19 protein-coding genes and 1 pseudogene are annotated in these 15,578 nt (G+C 69.1%); 15 read left to right on the plus strand and 5 right to left on the minus strand.

Going from position 1 to position 15,578, the window contains the following annotated elements; all coding sequences use genetic code 11:
* Nucleotides 1-2 precede the first annotated feature (2 nt).
* From AB0389_RS19130 to AB0389_RS19155, 6 genes are read left to right on the plus strand one after another with little or no spacing between them, the layout of a single operon-like run.
* The gene (locus AB0389_RS19130; RefSeq protein WP_366396591.1) at nt 3-1,529 is read left to right on the plus strand and encodes an SCO6880 family protein; all 1,527 of its coding nucleotides are present in this window, start codon (nt 3-5) and stop codon (nt 1,527-1,529) included.
* A complete protein-coding gene (locus AB0389_RS19135; protein WP_366396592.1) occupies nt 1,526-2,968 on the plus strand; it encodes an ATP/GTP-binding protein in 1,443 nt (480 codons plus the stop codon). The genes AB0389_RS19130 and AB0389_RS19135 overlap by 4 nt, the downstream gene beginning before the upstream one ends.
* Nucleotides 2,965-3,327: a DUF6238 family protein gene (locus AB0389_RS19140; protein WP_366396593.1), complete on the plus strand. Its 363-nt coding sequence runs from the start codon at nt 2,965-2,967 to the stop codon at nt 3,325-3,327. The genes AB0389_RS19135 and AB0389_RS19140 overlap by 4 nt, the downstream gene beginning before the upstream one ends.
* A gap of 8 nt (nt 3,328-3,335) precedes the next feature.
* Nucleotides 3,336-3,590 (plus strand): hypothetical protein, encoded by a 255-nt coding sequence (locus AB0389_RS19145; RefSeq protein WP_366396594.1) that lies wholly within the window; start codon nt 3,336-3,338, stop codon nt 3,588-3,590.
* Between the two features lie 29 nt (nt 3,591-3,619).
* Nucleotides 3,620-5,068 carry a TraM recognition domain-containing protein gene (locus AB0389_RS19150; protein WP_366396595.1) on the plus strand — a complete coding sequence of 483 codons (1,449 nt, stop codon included), beginning with the start codon at nt 3,620-3,622 and terminating at the stop codon, nt 5,066-5,068.
* Nucleotides 5,065-5,541 (plus strand): hypothetical protein, encoded by a 477-nt coding sequence (locus AB0389_RS19155; protein ID WP_366396596.1) that lies wholly within the window; start codon nt 5,065-5,067, stop codon nt 5,539-5,541. The genes AB0389_RS19150 and AB0389_RS19155 overlap by 4 nt, the downstream gene beginning before the upstream one ends.
* Before the next feature lie 19 nt (nt 5,542-5,560).
* Here the strand turns inward: AB0389_RS19155 and AB0389_RS19160 are convergent, their stop codons facing one another.
* The 3 genes from AB0389_RS19160 to AB0389_RS19170 all read right to left on the minus strand — a co-directional run bounded on the left by AB0389_RS19160 (nt 5,561) and on the right by AB0389_RS19170 (nt 7,250).
* Nucleotides 5,561-5,824 (minus strand): hypothetical protein, encoded by a 264-nt coding sequence (locus AB0389_RS19160; protein ID WP_366396597.1) that lies wholly within the window; start codon nt 5,822-5,824, stop codon nt 5,561-5,563.
* A 255-nt stretch (nt 5,825-6,079) separates the two neighbouring features.
* Nucleotides 6,080-6,601 carry a gamma-glutamylcyclotransferase family protein gene (locus AB0389_RS19165; RefSeq protein WP_366396598.1) on the minus strand — a complete coding sequence of 174 codons (522 nt, stop codon included), beginning with the start codon at nt 6,599-6,601 and terminating at the stop codon, nt 6,080-6,082.
* A gap of 16 nt (nt 6,602-6,617) precedes the next feature.
* Nucleotides 6,618-7,250, minus strand: a complete 633-nt coding sequence (locus AB0389_RS19170) for an HAD family phosphatase (protein WP_366396599.1) — start codon at nt 7,248-7,250, stop codon at nt 6,618-6,620.
* A gap of 174 nt (nt 7,251-7,424) precedes the next feature.
* On the opposite strand from AB0389_RS19170, the gene AB0389_RS19175 reads away from it, so the two are divergent.
* From AB0389_RS19175 to AB0389_RS19215, 9 genes and pseudogenes are all read left to right on the plus strand, one after another.
* The gene (locus AB0389_RS19175) at nt 7,425-8,645 is read left to right on the plus strand and encodes a helix-turn-helix transcriptional regulator (RefSeq protein WP_366396600.1); all 1,221 of its coding nucleotides are present in this window, start codon (nt 7,425-7,427) and stop codon (nt 8,643-8,645) included.
* Between the two features lie 82 nt (nt 8,646-8,727).
* Nucleotides 8,728-8,979 carry a hypothetical protein gene (locus AB0389_RS19180; RefSeq protein WP_366396601.1) on the plus strand — a complete coding sequence of 84 codons (252 nt, stop codon included), beginning with the start codon at nt 8,728-8,730 and terminating at the stop codon, nt 8,977-8,979.
* Nucleotides 8,976-9,179: a hypothetical protein gene (locus tag AB0389_RS19185; RefSeq protein WP_366396602.1), complete on the plus strand. Its 204-nt coding sequence runs from the start codon at nt 8,976-8,978 to the stop codon at nt 9,177-9,179. Before AB0389_RS19180 ends, AB0389_RS19185 begins: the two co-directional genes overlap by 4 nt.
* Nucleotides 9,176-9,649, plus strand: coding sequence for an ATP-binding protein (locus tag AB0389_RS19190; RefSeq protein ID WP_366396603.1), 474 nt, complete (start codon nt 9,176-9,178; stop codon nt 9,647-9,649). The genes AB0389_RS19185 and AB0389_RS19190 overlap by 4 nt, the downstream gene beginning before the upstream one ends.
* A complete protein-coding gene (locus tag AB0389_RS19195; protein WP_366396604.1) occupies nt 9,649-10,074 on the plus strand; it encodes a DUF6415 family natural product biosynthesis protein in 426 nt (141 codons plus the stop codon). Before AB0389_RS19190 ends, AB0389_RS19195 begins: the two co-directional genes overlap by 1 nt.
* Before the next feature lie 123 nt (nt 10,075-10,197).
* Nucleotides 10,198-10,656 (plus strand): LuxR C-terminal-related transcriptional regulator, encoded by a 459-nt coding sequence (locus tag AB0389_RS19200; protein WP_366396664.1) that lies wholly within the window; start codon nt 10,198-10,200, stop codon nt 10,654-10,656.
* A gap of 457 nt (nt 10,657-11,113) precedes the next feature.
* Complete coding sequence (locus AB0389_RS19205) at nt 11,114-11,635, plus strand: hypothetical protein (RefSeq protein ID WP_366396605.1); 522 nt, start codon at nt 11,114-11,116, stop codon at nt 11,633-11,635.
* A gap of 397 nt (nt 11,636-12,032) precedes the next feature.
* Nucleotides 12,033-12,393 (plus strand): annotated as a pseudogene (locus AB0389_RS19210) (DUF4158 domain-containing protein); the annotation flags it as partial.
* Nucleotides 12,394-12,683: 290 nt separating this feature from the next.
* Nucleotides 12,684-14,135: a trypco2 family protein gene (locus tag AB0389_RS19215; RefSeq protein WP_366396606.1), complete on the plus strand. Its 1,452-nt coding sequence runs from the start codon at nt 12,684-12,686 to the stop codon at nt 14,133-14,135.
* A 177-nt stretch (nt 14,136-14,312) separates the two neighbouring features.
* On the opposite strand, the gene AB0389_RS19220 is transcribed toward AB0389_RS19215, so the two are convergent.
* Nucleotides 14,313-15,167, minus strand: coding sequence for a hypothetical protein (locus AB0389_RS19220; protein ID WP_366396607.1), 855 nt, complete (start codon nt 15,165-15,167; stop codon nt 14,313-14,315).
* Nucleotides 15,154-15,507 (minus strand): hypothetical protein, encoded by a 354-nt coding sequence (locus AB0389_RS19225; protein ID WP_366396608.1) that lies wholly within the window; start codon nt 15,505-15,507, stop codon nt 15,154-15,156. Before AB0389_RS19225 ends, AB0389_RS19220 begins: the two co-directional genes overlap by 14 nt.
* Between the last annotated feature and the right edge of the window lie 71 nt (nt 15,508-15,578).

Consider the following 15,578-nt stretch of genomic DNA (forward strand, 5'->3'; position numbering starts at 1 on the left):
CCATGTCCGCTCGCACATACCAGTTCGGAAAGCACCGCCCCACCGGCCTGGTCGGCCGCCGCGACCTCGGCGAACAAGTCGTCCTCGGCGGCGGTGCGGCCACCGGCATCCTGCTCGGCTACGCCCTCAGCGGCGCCACGGCGCTCGCCGCCGCCGGCCTCGTCCTGCCCGTCGTCCTCGCGCTCCTCGTCGTCTACGCCCCGTACCGCCCGCGCGGCACGTCCCAGCGCCGTACCGTCTACCGCTGGTGGCGGATCAAGCGCTACCACCGCCGTGCCCTCGCCCGTTCCGGCGGCGTGTGGGTGTCCCCCGCCGTCGAGGCAGGCGTGCGCCGCGACGGTACGCCGCCGGACGCCGCCCTCACCGAGCCGGAGGGCATCGCCGGGATGACGTGGGTGCCGGTCACCGTACGCGGCCAACACGCTGTCGTCGTACTCCAGCCCGAGGCCCGCTGCGTCACCGCCACCCTGGAGATCGCCTCACCCGGCCTCGGCGGCAAGGAAGTTGGCGAGCAGGTCGTCGCGCTGGAGCGGTGGGGCGAACTGCTCGACGCCTTCGGCAACGTCGAAGAACACCCCGTCAAGCGGATCCAGGTCCTCGCCCGCCAGATGAAGAGCGACCCGCACGCCCACCAGCGGTTCATCGCCCAGCGCGACGAGTCCGCGGCCACCGCCGCCGTCCCGCCGTGGCTCAAGGACTCGTACGACACCCTCGCCAACGCCGTGTCGACCTCGGCCGAGGAACACCGCTACTACGTCACCATCCACGCCAAGTTCACCCGCGACCTCGCGGCAGACGGCGCGGCCCGGGGCGCCGGTGACGACGGTGTCGCCGCCGCGATGGCCGCGTACCTGGAGGAGCTGTGGGCCCGCTGCGAAGACGCCGACCTCTCCGTGATCGCCCCGCTGGACGAGGGCCGGATGACCGCGTTCATCCGCAACGCGTACGACCCCGACCACGCCATCTGGGACACCGGCCTCCCGCAGGCACACGCGTTCCCGCGCAACATCGATGTCCGGGACGGGGAGTACGTCGCGACGCGCGCCGCCGGATCCACCGAGAGCTGGTACCACGCGACGGCAGCCGTCACCGCGTGGCCGACCACCCCCGTCGGGCCCGACTTCCTCTCCCCGCTGCTGATCGGAATGCCCGACGTCATCCGGACCATCGCGATCACTCAAGCCCTGGAGCCGAACGACAAGGCCGTGGAACGCATGCTCGCCGAGGACACCAACAACCAGGCCGAGCTGCTGCGCGACCGCCGGCGCGGCAAGAACGTCGACCCGCGCGACATGATCGCCGCCACCGCCACCGGCTCACGCGGCATGGCCCTGGCCGCCTCGGGCGCGGCCGGCGCGGCCGTCGTCGGCTACCTCACCGTCTCCGCGCGCAGCAGGGAGGCATTGGACCGTACGAAACGTACGACCGCCTCCCGAGCCCGCAACGCCCACCTCCGCATCGAGTGGCTCGACCTCGAACACGCGCGGGCCTTCGCCACCACACTCCCCTTCGCCGGAGGCATCAAGTGACGACGACCGACCTGCTCGACCTCCGCCCCCTGACGCCGGCACACGAGACCGTACGACGCCCCCTCCACACCGAAACCACCACCAGCCAGGCCCTCTACCTGCCCATCGCGCCGCCGACGCTCGGCACCGCGGGCGCGATCATCGGCCGGGAGCTGTACAGCGGGAAGGCGTTCATCTACTGCCCCTTCTCGGCGTTCGGCGACGGCCTGCCCGGCGGGAACATGATCGTGATGGGCGACACCGGCCGGGGAAAGTCGGCGCTCACCAAGACCTACACCGCCCGGCAGATCCGCCTCGGCCGTCAGGTCGTCGTGCTCGACACCAAGGAGCAGAAGGAGCGGGAGGAGGGCGAGTGGGCCGCGCTCGGCCGCTCGCTGACCGGCAAGGCTCCGGTGAAGTTCGCCCCGGGCGGCGGGCGCGCCGCCTCCTGCATCAACCCGATGGACCCCGCCATCGCGGGCAAGCGCCAGATCGAGCTGGTGCGGACGATCGTAGAACTCGGCCTCGGCAAGGCCCTGGACGAGTTCGCCGGCTCCGCCCTGCGCATCGCGATCCGCCGGGCCCACCGGCGCGCGGGCGGTCTCGGCCGTACGCCGGTCCTCGCGGACGTCGCCGCCGCGCTCCGGTCACCGGAGGAAGCCGACGCGACAGCGAAGCAGCGGACGCGGGACGAACTCCTCGGCGACGGCCTGGAGGCGTCGTACGTACTGGACCGGCTCTGCGGAAGCGAGCAGGACGCGACCGGCGATCTCACCGGCATGCTCGACGGACCGACCAGCCTCGGGGTGGACCTCGACGCCGACATGATCGTCTTCGACCTGACCAAGGTCCCGTCCGGTGGCGTCGCGATGACGATCCTCGTGGCCGTCATCAGCGTCTTCCTCGAAGAGGTCTGGCTGCGCCCGCTGTGCGAGTGCGGTACGGAGCCGAGCCGGCACGAGCGCGTCGTGGTCGACGCGAACTCCGGCGCCTGGGAACTCGGACCGAACCCGGAATCGGGCTGCCGCCGCTACACACAGCGCAAGCGCATCCTCGTCTGCGAAGAGGCGTGGCACATCCTCGGGACCCCGCAACTCGCCTCGCTGCTGGAGAAGTTCCTCAAGTTCGCGAGGGGCTACGGCCTGTCCTGCATCTTCATCGTCCACCACCTGTCGGACATCGATGACAGCCCGGAGACCCAGGCGGCTCTGAAGATGGCGGACACCATCGTCATCTACTCGCAGAAGAAGGCCGAAGCGGAGGCAACGGTGTCGCGTCTCGGGCTCCCGTCCTGGACGGCGGAGCACATCATGCGCCTGCGGCGTGGGATCGCGCTGTGGAAGGTCGGCGAGGTCATCTACCCCGGCGTCCAACACCTCCTGGTCGAGGCCGAGCAGCACCTGTGCTTCTCCTCCGGCTCGATGACGGACCTCACCAGCACCACCTCGGACGCCGAATGAGCGCGTACCGCCGCCTCGTCGCCGCCGTACCTTTCCCCGCAGATTCGGAGCGCGCCCTCTCCATGACCGTCACCACCGACGAGCACGCGGTACGAGAAGACATCGACCGGCTGCACGCCGAGGCCCTCGCACTCGCCCAACGGACGAAGGCCCTGGCCGCCGTGCTCGACCACGGCGACTACTCGGCCGCGGGTGGCCGCGTCCGTACGGCCGTCACCCACATCTGGCGTGCGGCCGAAGACCTCCACCTGGCCTTCCACACAGCTCCGCCACGCTGTGCCGGTCCCGACGCGTCGCTGTCCCGGCTCTGCGGCCGGCGGATGCGCTACCTCGCCGCCCGAGCGCGGAAGGCCGGCTGATGGACCTCATGCCGAGCGGAATCTCCGTGGCTCTGTACGCCCTCACCGCTGTGTGCGCGGTGACCCTGGCCACCGTCTGGATTCTGACGAACCGGGGCCGCAGCAACGCCGGATTCGCGGCCAAATCCCAGCTCAAGCGGCATCTGTCGGCCAGGACGGTCCTGAAGGCCACGGAGATCCGCCCGTCCCTGGTCCGCAGTGAAGGCCGTCCCGCCCGGACATCGGCGGTGAGCCTAACGAAGGGCCGCCAAGCCGACTCCTGACCGCCCCTCCCCTCGCTCCGGAGCACGTCATGCGCCACCCTCTCGATCCTCACGACTTCGGCTATTCCCTCGGCACTTCGCAGCGTCCCAAGGGCGTAGAGCTGTGGTCCCGGGCCGACAAGGCGTGCCGGGTCATCGGCCCGATGGGCAGCGGAAAGACCCTGCGGTTCTTCGCGCCCACCATCCGCAACTGGACCGGACCGGTCCTCGCCACCTCGACCAAGCCCGACCTGGTCGAACTCACCCTGGACGCCCGACGGCGCGAGGGCCGCCCGGTCCTGGTCTTCGACCCGCAGAACATCGCGCCCGCGCTGCCGAGATTCCGGTGGTCGCCCGTCAGCCGCGCGGAGAACACCGAGACCGCGATGATGCGGGCCAAAGGCTTCATCGCCGGCTCCCGCACCCCCGGCTCGGCCGCTCAGTCCAGCGAGGGCAGCGCCTTCTACAAGGGCCAGGCAGCCAAGATCCTCGCCGCGTTCCTCCACGCCGCCGCGCTCGACGGCGCCGGCATCGGCACCGTACTGAAGTGGGCCCGCAAGCTGACCGACCCCGCGCCGCTCGGCATCCTCCATGCCCACCCAGGCGCCGGCCCCGGCTGGGCCGACATGCTGCGTACGGCCACCACCGGCGACAGCCGCACCGTCGGCAACACCGCCGCCACCCTTGACGCCGCGCTCGAACCCCTCATCCACCAGCCGGTGATCGACGCCCTTCAGGGCAATGGCGAGGCCCCGACGGACTTCCGCGCCTTTCTCGACGCGGGCGGCACCGTCTACCTGCTGGGCAAGGACTCGGAGGTGAACTCCGTAGCCCCACTGACCACAGCCGTAACCGAGGACCTGCTCGACACCGCCGAATCCCACGCACTCACGTCCCGAGCCGGGCGGCTCGACCCACCCCTGCTGGCCGCCCTGGACGAGGCGCCGAACATCGCGCCGATCCCCTCCCTCCGCCAACGCGTCGCCGACGGCCGCGGACGCGGCATCACTGTCATCTACGGCCTCCAAGGCTGGGCTTCCGCCCGTGCCCGCTTCGGCGAGGACACCGCGAACGAGCTAGCGTCGTTCACCAACCACGTCGTCGTCTTCGGCGGCGCCAAAGACCCCGCGTTCCTCCGGGACATGTCCGAACTCTGCGGCCAGGTCGAACGCGTACGTACGACCAGAACCACCACCGGCGGCGACCGCGCCGGCCACTCGACCGCAACACACACGGCCCTGGAACCGGTCCTCCGCAGCGACGAGATCAAGGCCCTGCACGAAGGCCACGCCCTCGTCCTCGCCGACAACCTGCCCCCGGTCATCACCCGCCTCGACGGCATGTGGACGTGGAACTCCTGGCCGGAGATCGAGGCCCACGTACGAGACCTTCGCGAGGCCAACAAAACGGAGCGCACCAGGCAAGCCGCAGCACACAAGACCCAGGCCGACACCCACGCCGCCACATGGACGGCCCTCCGAGGAACTACCGCCGCATGACCGAGAACCCCTTCGCCCGCCTCGCGCCCTTCCCCGAACCCCCTGCGCTGATCACCGACTACCTCGCCGAGAGAGCCACCGGAGGATCAGCAGCGGACGGCCCTCCGCCCTGGGACATCGGCACACTGCCACCGGAGCTGCTCGCGCCGCTGCCGGAATGGCTCGACGCCGTATGCCGCTGGCTGAACCAGACGTACGCCTGGCAGCCCCACCACGTCATCCCACCGTGCTGGGCGAAGCACGACCACCTCGTCCACGAGATCACGGCCCTCGCTTTCGCCCGCACCGACGCCTACCAAGAAGCCGGCTCGGCCGTGCTCTGGCACGAACAGTACGACCGCTTCCTCACCCGCATGAACAACGCCCTCGGCAAGGCCGCCGACGACTGCCGAGTCGGCCGCCACGACCCTCGCACGGCCCGCTTCCAACTCGCCGCTTGGCCCTCCGCCCCGGCGGCGTCCATGGCCAGGTAACTGGACGCTCCGTGACCAGTTACCCCGTTGCCTCGACCCGCGCGATCGGCAACCCCAGTTCACCCAGACGCTCAATGGCCCACGCCACGGCCTCGTCGAAGTGGGCTGCCTCCACCACGCAGGGAAACCGCGTGCCCTGCCCGTCCTCCTCCCAGCCGACCTGACCCCCGGCAAGGGCGTCCGCGTGGTCGAAACGGTCGGACTGCTCCTGCGTCGGCTCGTTCTCGGGGTACAGGATGAACGACCACTCACGCACAGTTGCTGTGCCGACGGGTGAACTCATCGATCTTCTTACCTTCCGTGCCCTGATTCGCCGGCGTGGACCACACCTTCGTGCTGGCCGAGCACGGACAGCAGATGACGTATCCCCACCGGTGGCCGTTCTGGTCCCGTTTGACCTTCAGACCCGTGCTCTCCGCCCGCCGCAGAGCCGCTTCGACATCCGGCTTCGGGTGCCGATCGCCCTTCATACAGCAATCACCGTCATGCCTCCGCAACGACGGACAGCGCAAGAAGACACGCGACGGGCAGCGAACCTCTACGGGACGATCTCGCTCGCGTCCGCCGCCAGTCGCGCGGAGATCCGGACACACCTCGCGGCGTACTCCTGGAGGTGCGAGGCCGCGAACTCGTCCGCGTCCCAGTCCTCGGTCCGGACCCCGTTCCGGACCTCGTTCCGGACCTCTCCGACCGGCCAGACATACGCCCAACCACGCGCACCGGAAGCGAGCGCGACCTCCCGCAGGTCGTACTGATCGTCCTCGAACAGATCGAGGATCACCCACTCCCGCAGACTCAGGCCGGTCAGCAGGAAGCCGGATGCCGCTGCGCCGGGTGACTCCACCAGCCCCGGGTAGACGCGCCCTTCGAGGGCCGCGGCCCGCCACCCGGAGGCGACCGCGGGAATCCGCGCGGGCACGCGTCCGATGAGCCCGGAAAGAACGGCGTCGAACTGAAGAGTGCCGTAGACGAACAACGCCGCGGGGCCCGCCACCAGTCGGCTCGGCAGCGCCGCCGCGGCCGGTCCGGCCGAGCGCTCATAGGGATTCGCGTCCCGCATGGAGCCTCCGCTTCGGTCAGGCCGGGGTCGGGTCGAGAAGGAGCGAGTCCAGCAGCCGCGCGGTCGCCGCGGGGTCGGTCGTGTGGTGCACGGTCCGGATACCCAGCGCCTCGGCGGGAGGCAGGTTGACTTCGCGATCGTCCACGAACACGCACTCGGGCCCGGTCAGCCCCAAGGCGTCGAGCGCCCGCTGGTAGATGACGGGGGACGGCTTCCGTACGCCCTCCAGCTCCGACAGGATCACCGCGTCGAAGAAGTCTCCCCACATGCCCTTGTCCTCGTAGGGGTTGTAGGGCTCGATCCCGAACGAGTTGCTGAGCATCGCCACCTTGATGCCGGTCGCGCGGGCGCGCTGCGCCGCGGCGACCATCTGTGGCTCCGGATGCAGGTTGGCAAGGGCGCGCCGCATCAGGTCCGTGGGATCGATGCCGAGAATGCCGCCGATGACGCGGTTCCAGTCCTCTTGAGTGGCCTCTCCGACCTCAAGAGCGGCGTAGATCTCTACGCCTTTCGGGTTGTCGTCCAGGGCTGCGAAATAAGCCCCGGGCCGCAATCCCTCGGACCTCTCGAATGCCTCGCCGTTCAGTCTCATGTGGGTGGTGAGCACACCACCGAAGTCGAGAATCAGGCCACGGTACGGGGCTGGCATAGGGGCCTCCCTGCCGATCTGCTCGTGCGTATACGCGATCCCCCGGCCGCATGTCCGCAGGAGGACCGTTGAGTTCCCTCCCGAAGGAGAGAGAACCAGTATCGCCCCTGACCAATCCGCGCGGGCATACGCTGAACGTGCGTGCCCTGTCCCCCTACGACGGATGGTCAATCCATGGCGTATGACGGAGAGTTGTTCAGTATCGGGCAGAGGATCAAGTGGTTCCGAGAGCGCCGTGGGATGTCCCAACGGGTCTTGGGTGACCTTATCGGCAGGTCGGAGAATTGGGTCTACAAGATCGAGAATGACCGTATGCCGCTGGACCGGGTCACCGTTCTCGTCGCTCTCAGTAAGACCCTGCGATGCGGCATTGAGGATCTGACCGGCGGCTACGTGTCCGGCATCTCCACCGCGGGGGCCGAGCACCAGCACGTCCCCGCCATCCGCCAAGCTCTCTCGCTTCCGTCGTCCCTCCTGCCGCAGAGGATCGCGGAGGTCGCCACGGACGACTTCGAGGAGTCCGTGACGGGTGCCTGGACGGTGTACGAGACTCAGGCCGAGGACCGCTACCTCGACGTGGGCGAACGCCTGCCGAATCTCCTTCGGCAGGGGCACGCGGCCCTGCGGGACGCCACACCGGGGGAGGAGAGTTCGGTCCTTCGCCAGCTCATCAGCGTCTACGGGCTGCACCAGATCTGGCTTCGCCGGGTGGGCGAGCCCACCCTCGCCCGGATCGCGGCCGACCGGGGCCTGGCTCTGGCGGACAACGCCGGCGACCCCGCCCTCCTGGCGGCAGCGGCCTGGAACCTGTCCTGCGTGCTCACCTCCTCGGGCGACGTGGACGACAGCTACGAGCTGGCGCGGCAGACCATCGACCAGTGCCGGCCGGGCGACGATGCCGGCCCCGAGCACTGGTCGGCGTACGGTGCGCTGCACCTGCAAGGCGCTGTCGCCGCCGTACGGGCGACAAAGGGACCCCGGGCCTGGGACCTGTACCTCGGGGCGAAGGCGGCTGTGCAGAGAGTCGGGGCCGACCTCAACCACTGGCACACGTGCTTCGGTCCCACCAACTTCGCGATGCACGAGGTTCATCTGAAGGCCGAGGAAGGCGACACGACCGAGGCCCTGCGCGCGGCTGACCACGTCCAGGTCAATCCGGAACTACCGCTCGAACGTCGGACGAGGTACCTCATCGAGGTGATGAACCTGAACCGCGTCCATCGCGACGACTACGCCACGGTGCACATCCTCGGCAAGCTGAAGGCGCAATCCCCCGAAGAGATCGTGTTCTCGTCCCTGGTCAGGGAGGCCGTGGCCGACCTGCTGAAGCGGGAGAAGCCCATGTGGCGGGATGACCTGCGTGCGGTCGCCACACACATCGGACTTGCCGCTTAGTGATCGCGCCAACCCTGAGCGTTACTCAGCCCTGAATATTTCTCAGGGCTGACGCAATGAAATGGCCCTACTTTTCTGGGTCATGACGAAGAGTCACACGAAGGCCGAAGACGGCACCGCGCCCGTATCACCATCCGCCACGCGCCACCTCCGCCTCGCACGCCAGGCCGAAACGGCGCCGACCCAAGCCGGACGCTTCGCGGTTCCCCTCGAACTCCATGAGGGGACCGCGGAGTTCGCTCTCGTACCGCTGGTTCTGACGGCCGATGACACGGTCGCGCTCTACAGGAAGCTCGGCACGCTCTCCCCCATCGCGGGCGGAGGCGCGCAGTGACGTCCCGACGTACTCCCGACGACCTGACCCGCCGCCGGAACCTGGCCGACGCGTCCATCGCCGACCTTCCGGTCTACACCGGAATGCTGCACCGACGCGTCCCCGCCCGGAGCCCTCGCTCCCGCGTCCTGGTGGACTCCCTCGACTGCACCCCCGAACACAGGAGCAGCGAACCCGCACGGATCGGAACGGAGCGGTGAACGCCCCGGCGCCGCAGCGCCCGACCGCGATCCGCGACTGCGGGCTGGTGGAGGTACGGTTCCGCATCGCCGAACGTCAGCCCGGCGAGCCTCCCGCGCCCGTGGACGAGTCCCATGTCGGCGCCATGCGACGCGTAACCCGCGAACGTCTCGCCTCGTACGGTCTGGACTGCGTCGCCGACGACGCGACGCTCGTCGTCTCAGAACTGATCACCAACGCCATCCTGCACAGCGGGGGCTGGGAAATCAGGCTGACCGTCGACCTCTTGGACGGCGGCATCCTGCGTATCCGCGTGGACGACGGAGTTCCCGGTTCCTCCCGCCTCGCCGTGCGGAGCCCCGGCGACGACGACGAGCACGGCCGCGGACTGGCCCTCGTGCAGGCGATCGCCGACAGCAGAGACGGCTCGTGGGGCACCAGTGCCGATGGCGCCACCACCTGGTGCACGCTCGCCATCGGGAGCTGTTGATGTGCTCCCCCGCCGCCACGCAGGCCCACAGCCCCGGCTTTCGCCCGGTCGAACGGTGGAAGCCGGCCCTGAACGCCGACACTCTCGCCCTTCTCGCCTCCTTGCTCCGCGAGTTGAAGCCCCTCGACGCGATTCTGGATGACGTAGGCGACGTGCTCGGCGACCAGGACCCGCCCCCGCACGAGTTCGAGGAGACCGCCGAGCAGCTACGCGGCGACCTCAAGAGGCTCGTCGACATCGCCGTCGTCGCTGAAGACAAGGACGCCGAGGTGGTCGGCCTCGTAACGCGGGCCCGCGCTCTGCGCTCCGAGGAACTGCCAGGTGGTTACGCCACCGCGCTCGGGCACCTGCGGCGCATGGCCGGGACTACGAACGCCCTGCTGGAACGGCTCGCCGCGACCGGTTCGATGAGGGAAATCGCGTGACGGCCGCCACCCACCCCGGGCCCGTGTCCGTCGCCCCACTGCCCCCGCGCCGGACGAGCTACGGCACGCCGCGCTGTGCCAGCGGATCACCCACACACACCGAGGAGTTAAGCAGTGGCCAGCATGATCATCGCGACAGTAGTTCTCGCGCCCCGAGAGCGACAGGTCCTTGAGGGCCTGGCCGCCGGCAGCACGCTTTCCGTGGTCGCGCTGGACCTCAAGATCCGCGAGAGTACCGCCGCGAGCTACCTCAAGATGGCGAAGCACAAACTGCATGGCGTACGCGAAACGGCCGCCGCCATCGCCGTCGGCTACGCGACCAGGGCCATCACCCGCCCGCCGCTGCTCGAATCCGAGACGCTGCACCTGCCGCCCGAACAACGCGACCTCGTCCCGCTCATCGCACGCGGCATGCGGGCCGCCCAGATGGCAACGGAGCTGAACCTGCCGATCAACGACGTACGCGCGAACGGCCGCGAACTCCTCGTAACCCTCGGCGCTCACAACCGGAACCACGTGGTCACCCGTGCGTGGCAGCTCCAGCTCCTCACCGCTGACGTGGTAGGCGAATGGCTTCGCTGATCCCCGTCGTGCCCGACAGGGCCGAGGTCCTGGCGAACATCGACATGGCCCTCACCTGGAACCTGACGAGTCCCGATCTCCCCGCAGTCGATGTCGCGCTGTGCGCATCCGAGCAGTTCACCAAGTACAGCCGGATCGTTGCTGCGGATCTGCGCACGCTGGTCCGCAGCGTCCCCTTGGACTCGGACGCCGCGACAGGCGCGCGGGCCACCCTCGACGAAGCCTCCCGCCGGCTCCACCTTCCGCCTTCCGCCCCCGCCCACCCCACGCGCAGCCGCGCACAGGGCCCAGAACCTCGCCCGCCTCGTCAAGAGCCTGCTCCCTGCGGCCTACGCCCCGCAGCTCGCGGACCTGCCGGACCAGAAGATGCGGCGCATTGACCGCGCCACCGACTGCGGGGCCTTCCAGGAAGCGGCCCGCTTCGTCGCGAACATCGACTCCGAGCAGCGAAACGAGGATGCGAAGCAGTAGCCCTGAGCACTACAACGAGGGGATGACCGCCTTCCTCTGTTCCAAGTGCGGCACCGCGATCACCCCGGAGCTGGCCGAGCTTGCCGCCATCCCTGACGTCTCCGACAACGAGCGCCACCGGGACAAGGAGACACGCCGGGCACCTTCCACCGTTCCGCGGGGCCACTACGCGATCGATCCAGAGCCCTGGGGACCCCCCTTCGTCGAGCAGGACGATCAGGAGGGCCCGAAGCCAGCTCAGTCACGCGGCCCTGTGGTCTGCCGGGAGGAAGGGTTCGTCATCTCGGCGGGCAGTCGACAGACAGTGCTGGTGCACCCCGACGACGCCGCCGGCCTCCAGCCCCTGCCCAACTGGGAGAACAGCACTGGGTGCTGCGGACCGACCGGAGACGAGGGGCTCAACCGGGCCTGCCCCTGCGGCGCTCCGGTCGCGACCCTCGCGGCCGACTGCTTCGGGCCCAACGAACTGCACCTCGACCCCGTCCGGACCTACGCGTTCTCACAGTAGGACCGCGAAGCGCACAGGGACGACGCGATCGACACGCCCGACGGAACGCGTCCACCCAACCTCTTCACGAATACCCTCCGTCGGGAACTTCAGATCGCGGGCGGACCCGCCACCGAGCTGGGCCAGTTCGGATAGAACCAGCTCGGCTCGCTGGGAATCGTGCTGAACGTTGTCGTTCTCTGAACGTCGGGAGTCGCGGCAGTTGCCGTGTCCCCCGCAGGGTCGTGTCGCTTTGTACGGGGCCAGAGTCAGCCGCTCGCGTCGCGCTCGTGCTGGGCACCATGTCCCTTTCAGCAACGGTGATATTGATCTTGGCCATTTAGCACAGCGATCGGCGGTCGTGGGGCAGTTCGGGCAAACCCGCTGGACGGGCTTGTGGCATGGCTATGGTCACTGCGTGCCGGTGGAATTCCTGACTGACGAGCAGGCCGATTTGTACGGGACCTTCAAGGAGGTGCCGACGCGTCCTGAGCTGGAGCGCTTTTTCTCCTGGATGACGACGACCGGGACCTGATCGCGCTGCGGAGGGCGGACAGCCACCGGTTTCGCCTTTCAGTTGCGCACGGTGCGCTACGTCGGGCTGTTCCTTTTGGAGGCCCCGCTGGCGGTGCCGTGGAAGGTGGTGGACTACCTCGCCGAGCAACTGGCACATCGAGGACGCCTCGGTGATCAAGCGGTACACCGACCGCAAGCCGACGGCGTACGAGCACTCGTGGGAGATCCGCAAGCGCTATGGCTACCGGGAGTTCGACGATCCGTAGTGGGGGCGCAAGTTCCGGGGGTCTCTGCACGGGCGGGCGTAGACGCACGCCGTACCCGCCGGCCGCAGACGCGGACGGCGGGTACGGCGCTGGCGCGAACCCTGGGCCGGGTATACGGGGTCATCGCGTCCGGGGCTTGGCCCGGAGCGTCGGCGGGCCGGAGCGTGACAGGTTCTCGGGAACGCGACGGCCGTGGCGTGGTTTCGGCTGGTTCGCGCCGGGAGAAGTAGCCGGATACGCCTCCTGCCGTACGGCAGGGGGTGAGGAAGATGAGGAGGGGGACTGTGGTGGGTAACGCAAGCGGTTCGGATCACGAGTGGATGGACCTGGCGGACGCGATCACGCTGCTGCGGGACCAGGTCGCCGAGGCTCAGGACCGGATCGCCGACCCCACGGGCCGGGGGGACCAGGGGGTGTTGTTCACCCTGGGGGAGATCACGCTGGATCTCGGCCTGGAGCTGACCGGCACCAAGGGCGTCAACGGCGGACTGCGCTGGAGCGTGATCAGCCTGGGCGGCAAGAAGGAAAGCGGCAGCAAGGCCACCCACACGGTTACCGTGAAACTGACCCCGCACCAGCCCGGCGGCGGCGACATCGACGTCAGCGACTGGGAAGCCAGCGCCAATTCGCCCGCCTACAGACTCGACCTGCCCGCCCCCACCCTGGGCGCCGCAGTGGCGGTGGCCGCCCTGTGCGGCGCCGGCACGAAGGACGAGGCTCTGCGCGTCATCACGACCCTGCCCGGCCTGCCCGCCCACCAGACGGAACCCGCCGCTGCGTGGCTCGCCTCCCTGTACCCGGCCGACGGCGACCGCTACTGGGGCTCCCTCCAACCCGACCGCATCGCCGAATACCACGCCTCCCGCACCCTCACCGAAGGCGACATCCTGCTGCCCGCCCTGCTCGGCGCGGCCGCGCCCGGACAACAGGCCCAGCTCATCACCGTCCTGGCCCGTGCCGCCATTGCCCATTACAACAGCGGCCGCAAGACCGCCAGCGAACAAGTCCTCAACACCATGAACACGGCCCTGGGCGCCGCCCCCCTGACCTACCAAGGTGTCAAGACCGCAGCAGACGCACTCCCCTACCCATCCCGCGTCATCGCCCCCCTCGCCCTTCGCCTCACCAGCGTCATCGCCCGCACTCACCAGCAACTCGCTGCGGGCAACCCGGCCGCCCACGAACCCGACCTCGCCGCCTCTCTGTCCAACCTCGGCGTTCAGTTGGCGGAGGCCGGGCGGCGGAGCGAAGCCCTGACCACCACCCAGGAAGCGGTGGAGATCCGGCGTCGGCTGGCCACAGACAACCCCGCCGCCCACGAACCCGACCTCGCCGCCTCTCTGTCCAACCTCGGTATCCGGCTGGCGGAGGCAGGGCGGCAGAGCGAAGCCCTGACCACCACCCAGGAAGCGGTGGAGATCCGGCGTCGGCTGGCCACAGACAACCCCGCCGCCCACGAACCCAACCTCGCCGCCTCTCTGTCCAACCTCGCCACTTCACTCACTGTCTTCGCGATGCTTCTGGCATCGGAGGGCTACCTTTCCGTGGCGCTACGCGCAACGGAGGAGGCTGTGGCCTTCTACCGCAGGCACGTTGCCACGGCGCCGTCTGAGCTTCCACGACTCCACACTGCGCTGGGACTACAGGCAGATCTCCTTAAGGGGCTCGGGCGTGAGGACGATGCGGAGGCAGTCCGCCGTTGGCTCAGGGAAAATGCGCTGCCGCCTGGATTCTCATAATTGACGGTTTGTGTGAAGCAGGTCCGTGCAGCAACTGCCTCACAGGACAACAGGCCAATGCGTCGCGACTCCAGCGCCGCAATGATCGCGCCAGCACCCAGCAAGTCCTCCAGCGCAGGTCGTACGCTTCGAACGAAGCCGAGGCTGGCCGAGCCGGTCGGTCGGAGAGGTTGCCGGTCAGGCGGAGAAAGCGACGTACGTGCCGACCGTGAGGCCGGAGAAGGTGAGGAGTTGGCGGGGCTTGAGGCAGGTGAAGGCCGCGTGCATGGCGATGCCGGCGGCGACCGCGTACGGCGTCGTCTGGGGGATGAGCAGCGCGGGCGGCAGCGCGATCTCGGCTGTGATGACGGTGGCGGCGGCCAGGCGCCAGAGGCGGATGTCCCTGGCGGTGAGGTTGCCCATGTGGCGGCGTACGAGGCCGGGTACGGCGTACTGGCGTCGGTAGGGGAGCTGGTCCTTGACCTGGCCGTATACATGGATCCATTGCGCGAGGTAGAGGCCGGTGCGGAACTGGGGTGAGCGGAGCTTCTGCCAGGCGCTGTTCCAGTAGATGTCGGTGGTGATCAGTACGAGGAGGCACTGGGCCCACGTGTTCGCCGTGCTGGAGCCGTGCTCGATGTGGAGCCCGTGGCCGAGGTCGCCGGCGAGGAGGAGGCAGGCGCCGGTCAGCAGGGTGTAGCGGACCGCGTTCGGGCTCCGGAGGTAGAGGAGTTCCATGGCGACTCCGGCCAGGACCAGCAGCAGCGACAGGCGCGGCACCATGCCGACCGCCAGGGCGAAGGCAGCGGCGATGCGGGCCACCAGCACGGGCCGGTAGACGCCGGCGAGGAGGCGGGCGCGCGCGGGTCCGAAGCGCTGCTCGGCGAGGTGCGAGCTGAGTGATCCGGGGGCGAAGCGGTCCCAGCCGCCCTGTCCCATCGAGAGCGCGAACCTCAGCGTACAGACGGTGCCGAAGATGACACGGAACCACTGGAGCCGTCCGGGGTCGGTGGGGTGCTGGAAGCCGGAAGCGAGGGCGTCAAAGAACCACATGGCCGTCCCTCACCTCGACGCGCTGCTCGCCCCGTTCGGACAGGACGCGGCCGTGTCCGTCGATCCGGTCGTACCGTCCGCTGGTGATGAGGTGGGAGACGATCGCCTGGAGTTGAGGCGGTCCGAGGATGAAGGATCCCGGGGACAGGTGGTCGTACACGTTCACCGGCTCGGTGCGGCCGTCCTTGGTGCCGGTCAGCGTGACGATGGTGAAGGTAGCGCGGCAGAACATCTTCCACCGCAGCCAGCGGCCGGGCAAGCGGGTGAAGCCGGTGGCCATCCACACCACCAGGGCAGCGGTGACGGCGATTTGGACAGCGGGCGGCACAGAAACGTGCATGGGATACGAGCCTCCGTGTGAGGGGGAGGGCGAAGTATGGGTGCGCGCCCGGCGGCAGAGCCTGGTAGCAG

The sequence above is a fragment of the Streptomyces sp. NPDC093109 genome (assembly GCF_040701725.1).
In the GTDB taxonomy this organism is placed as follows: Bacteria; Actinomycetota; Actinomycetes; order Streptomycetales; family Streptomycetaceae; genus Streptomyces.

What these genes read in the sequence shown, in the direction of transcription:
- AB0389_RS19165 (WP_366396598.1), bottom strand. Translation starts at nt 6,601, where the DNA reads ATGCGGGACGCGAATCCCTATGAGCGCTCGGCCGGACCGGCCGCGGCG.
- AB0389_RS19180 (WP_366396601.1), top strand. Translation starts at nt 8,728, where the DNA reads ATGACGAAGAGTCACACGAAGGCCGAAGACGGCACCGCGCCCGTATCA.
- AB0389_RS19195 (WP_366396604.1), top strand. Translation starts at nt 9,649, where the DNA reads ATGTGCTCCCCCGCCGCCACGCAGGCCCACAGCCCCGGCTTTCGCCCG.
- AB0389_RS19145 (WP_366396594.1), top strand. Translation starts at nt 3,336, where the DNA reads ATGCCGAGCGGAATCTCCGTGGCTCTGTACGCCCTCACCGCTGTGTGC.
- AB0389_RS19200 (WP_366396664.1), top strand. Translation starts at nt 10,198, where the DNA reads ATGATCATCGCGACAGTAGTTCTCGCGCCCCGAGAGCGACAGGTCCTT.
- AB0389_RS19160 (WP_366396597.1), bottom strand. Translation starts at nt 5,824, where the DNA reads ATGAGTTCACCCGTCGGCACAGCAACTGTGCGTGAGTGGTCGTTCATC.
- AB0389_RS19220 (WP_366396607.1), bottom strand. Translation starts at nt 15,167, where the DNA reads ATGTGGTTCTTTGACGCCCTCGCTTCCGGCTTCCAGCACCCCACCGAC.
- AB0389_RS19155 (WP_366396596.1), top strand. Translation starts at nt 5,065, where the DNA reads ATGACCGAGAACCCCTTCGCCCGCCTCGCGCCCTTCCCCGAACCCCCT.
- AB0389_RS19150 (WP_366396595.1), top strand. Translation starts at nt 3,620, where the DNA reads ATGCGCCACCCTCTCGATCCTCACGACTTCGGCTATTCCCTCGGCACT.
- AB0389_RS19130 (WP_366396591.1), top strand. Translation starts at nt 3, where the DNA reads ATGTCCGCTCGCACATACCAGTTCGGAAAGCACCGCCCCACCGGCCTG.
- AB0389_RS19225 (WP_366396608.1), bottom strand. Translation starts at nt 15,507, where the DNA reads ATGCACGTTTCTGTGCCGCCCGCTGTCCAAATCGCCGTCACCGCTGCC.
- AB0389_RS19170 (WP_366396599.1), bottom strand. Translation starts at nt 7,250, where the DNA reads ATGCCAGCCCCGTACCGTGGCCTGATTCTCGACTTCGGTGGTGTGCTC.
- AB0389_RS19175 (WP_366396600.1), top strand. Translation starts at nt 7,425, where the DNA reads ATGGCGTATGACGGAGAGTTGTTCAGTATCGGGCAGAGGATCAAGTGG.
- AB0389_RS19205 (WP_366396605.1), top strand. Translation starts at nt 11,114, where the DNA reads ATGCGAAGCAGTAGCCCTGAGCACTACAACGAGGGGATGACCGCCTTC.
- AB0389_RS19140 (WP_366396593.1), top strand. Translation starts at nt 2,965, where the DNA reads ATGAGCGCGTACCGCCGCCTCGTCGCCGCCGTACCTTTCCCCGCAGAT.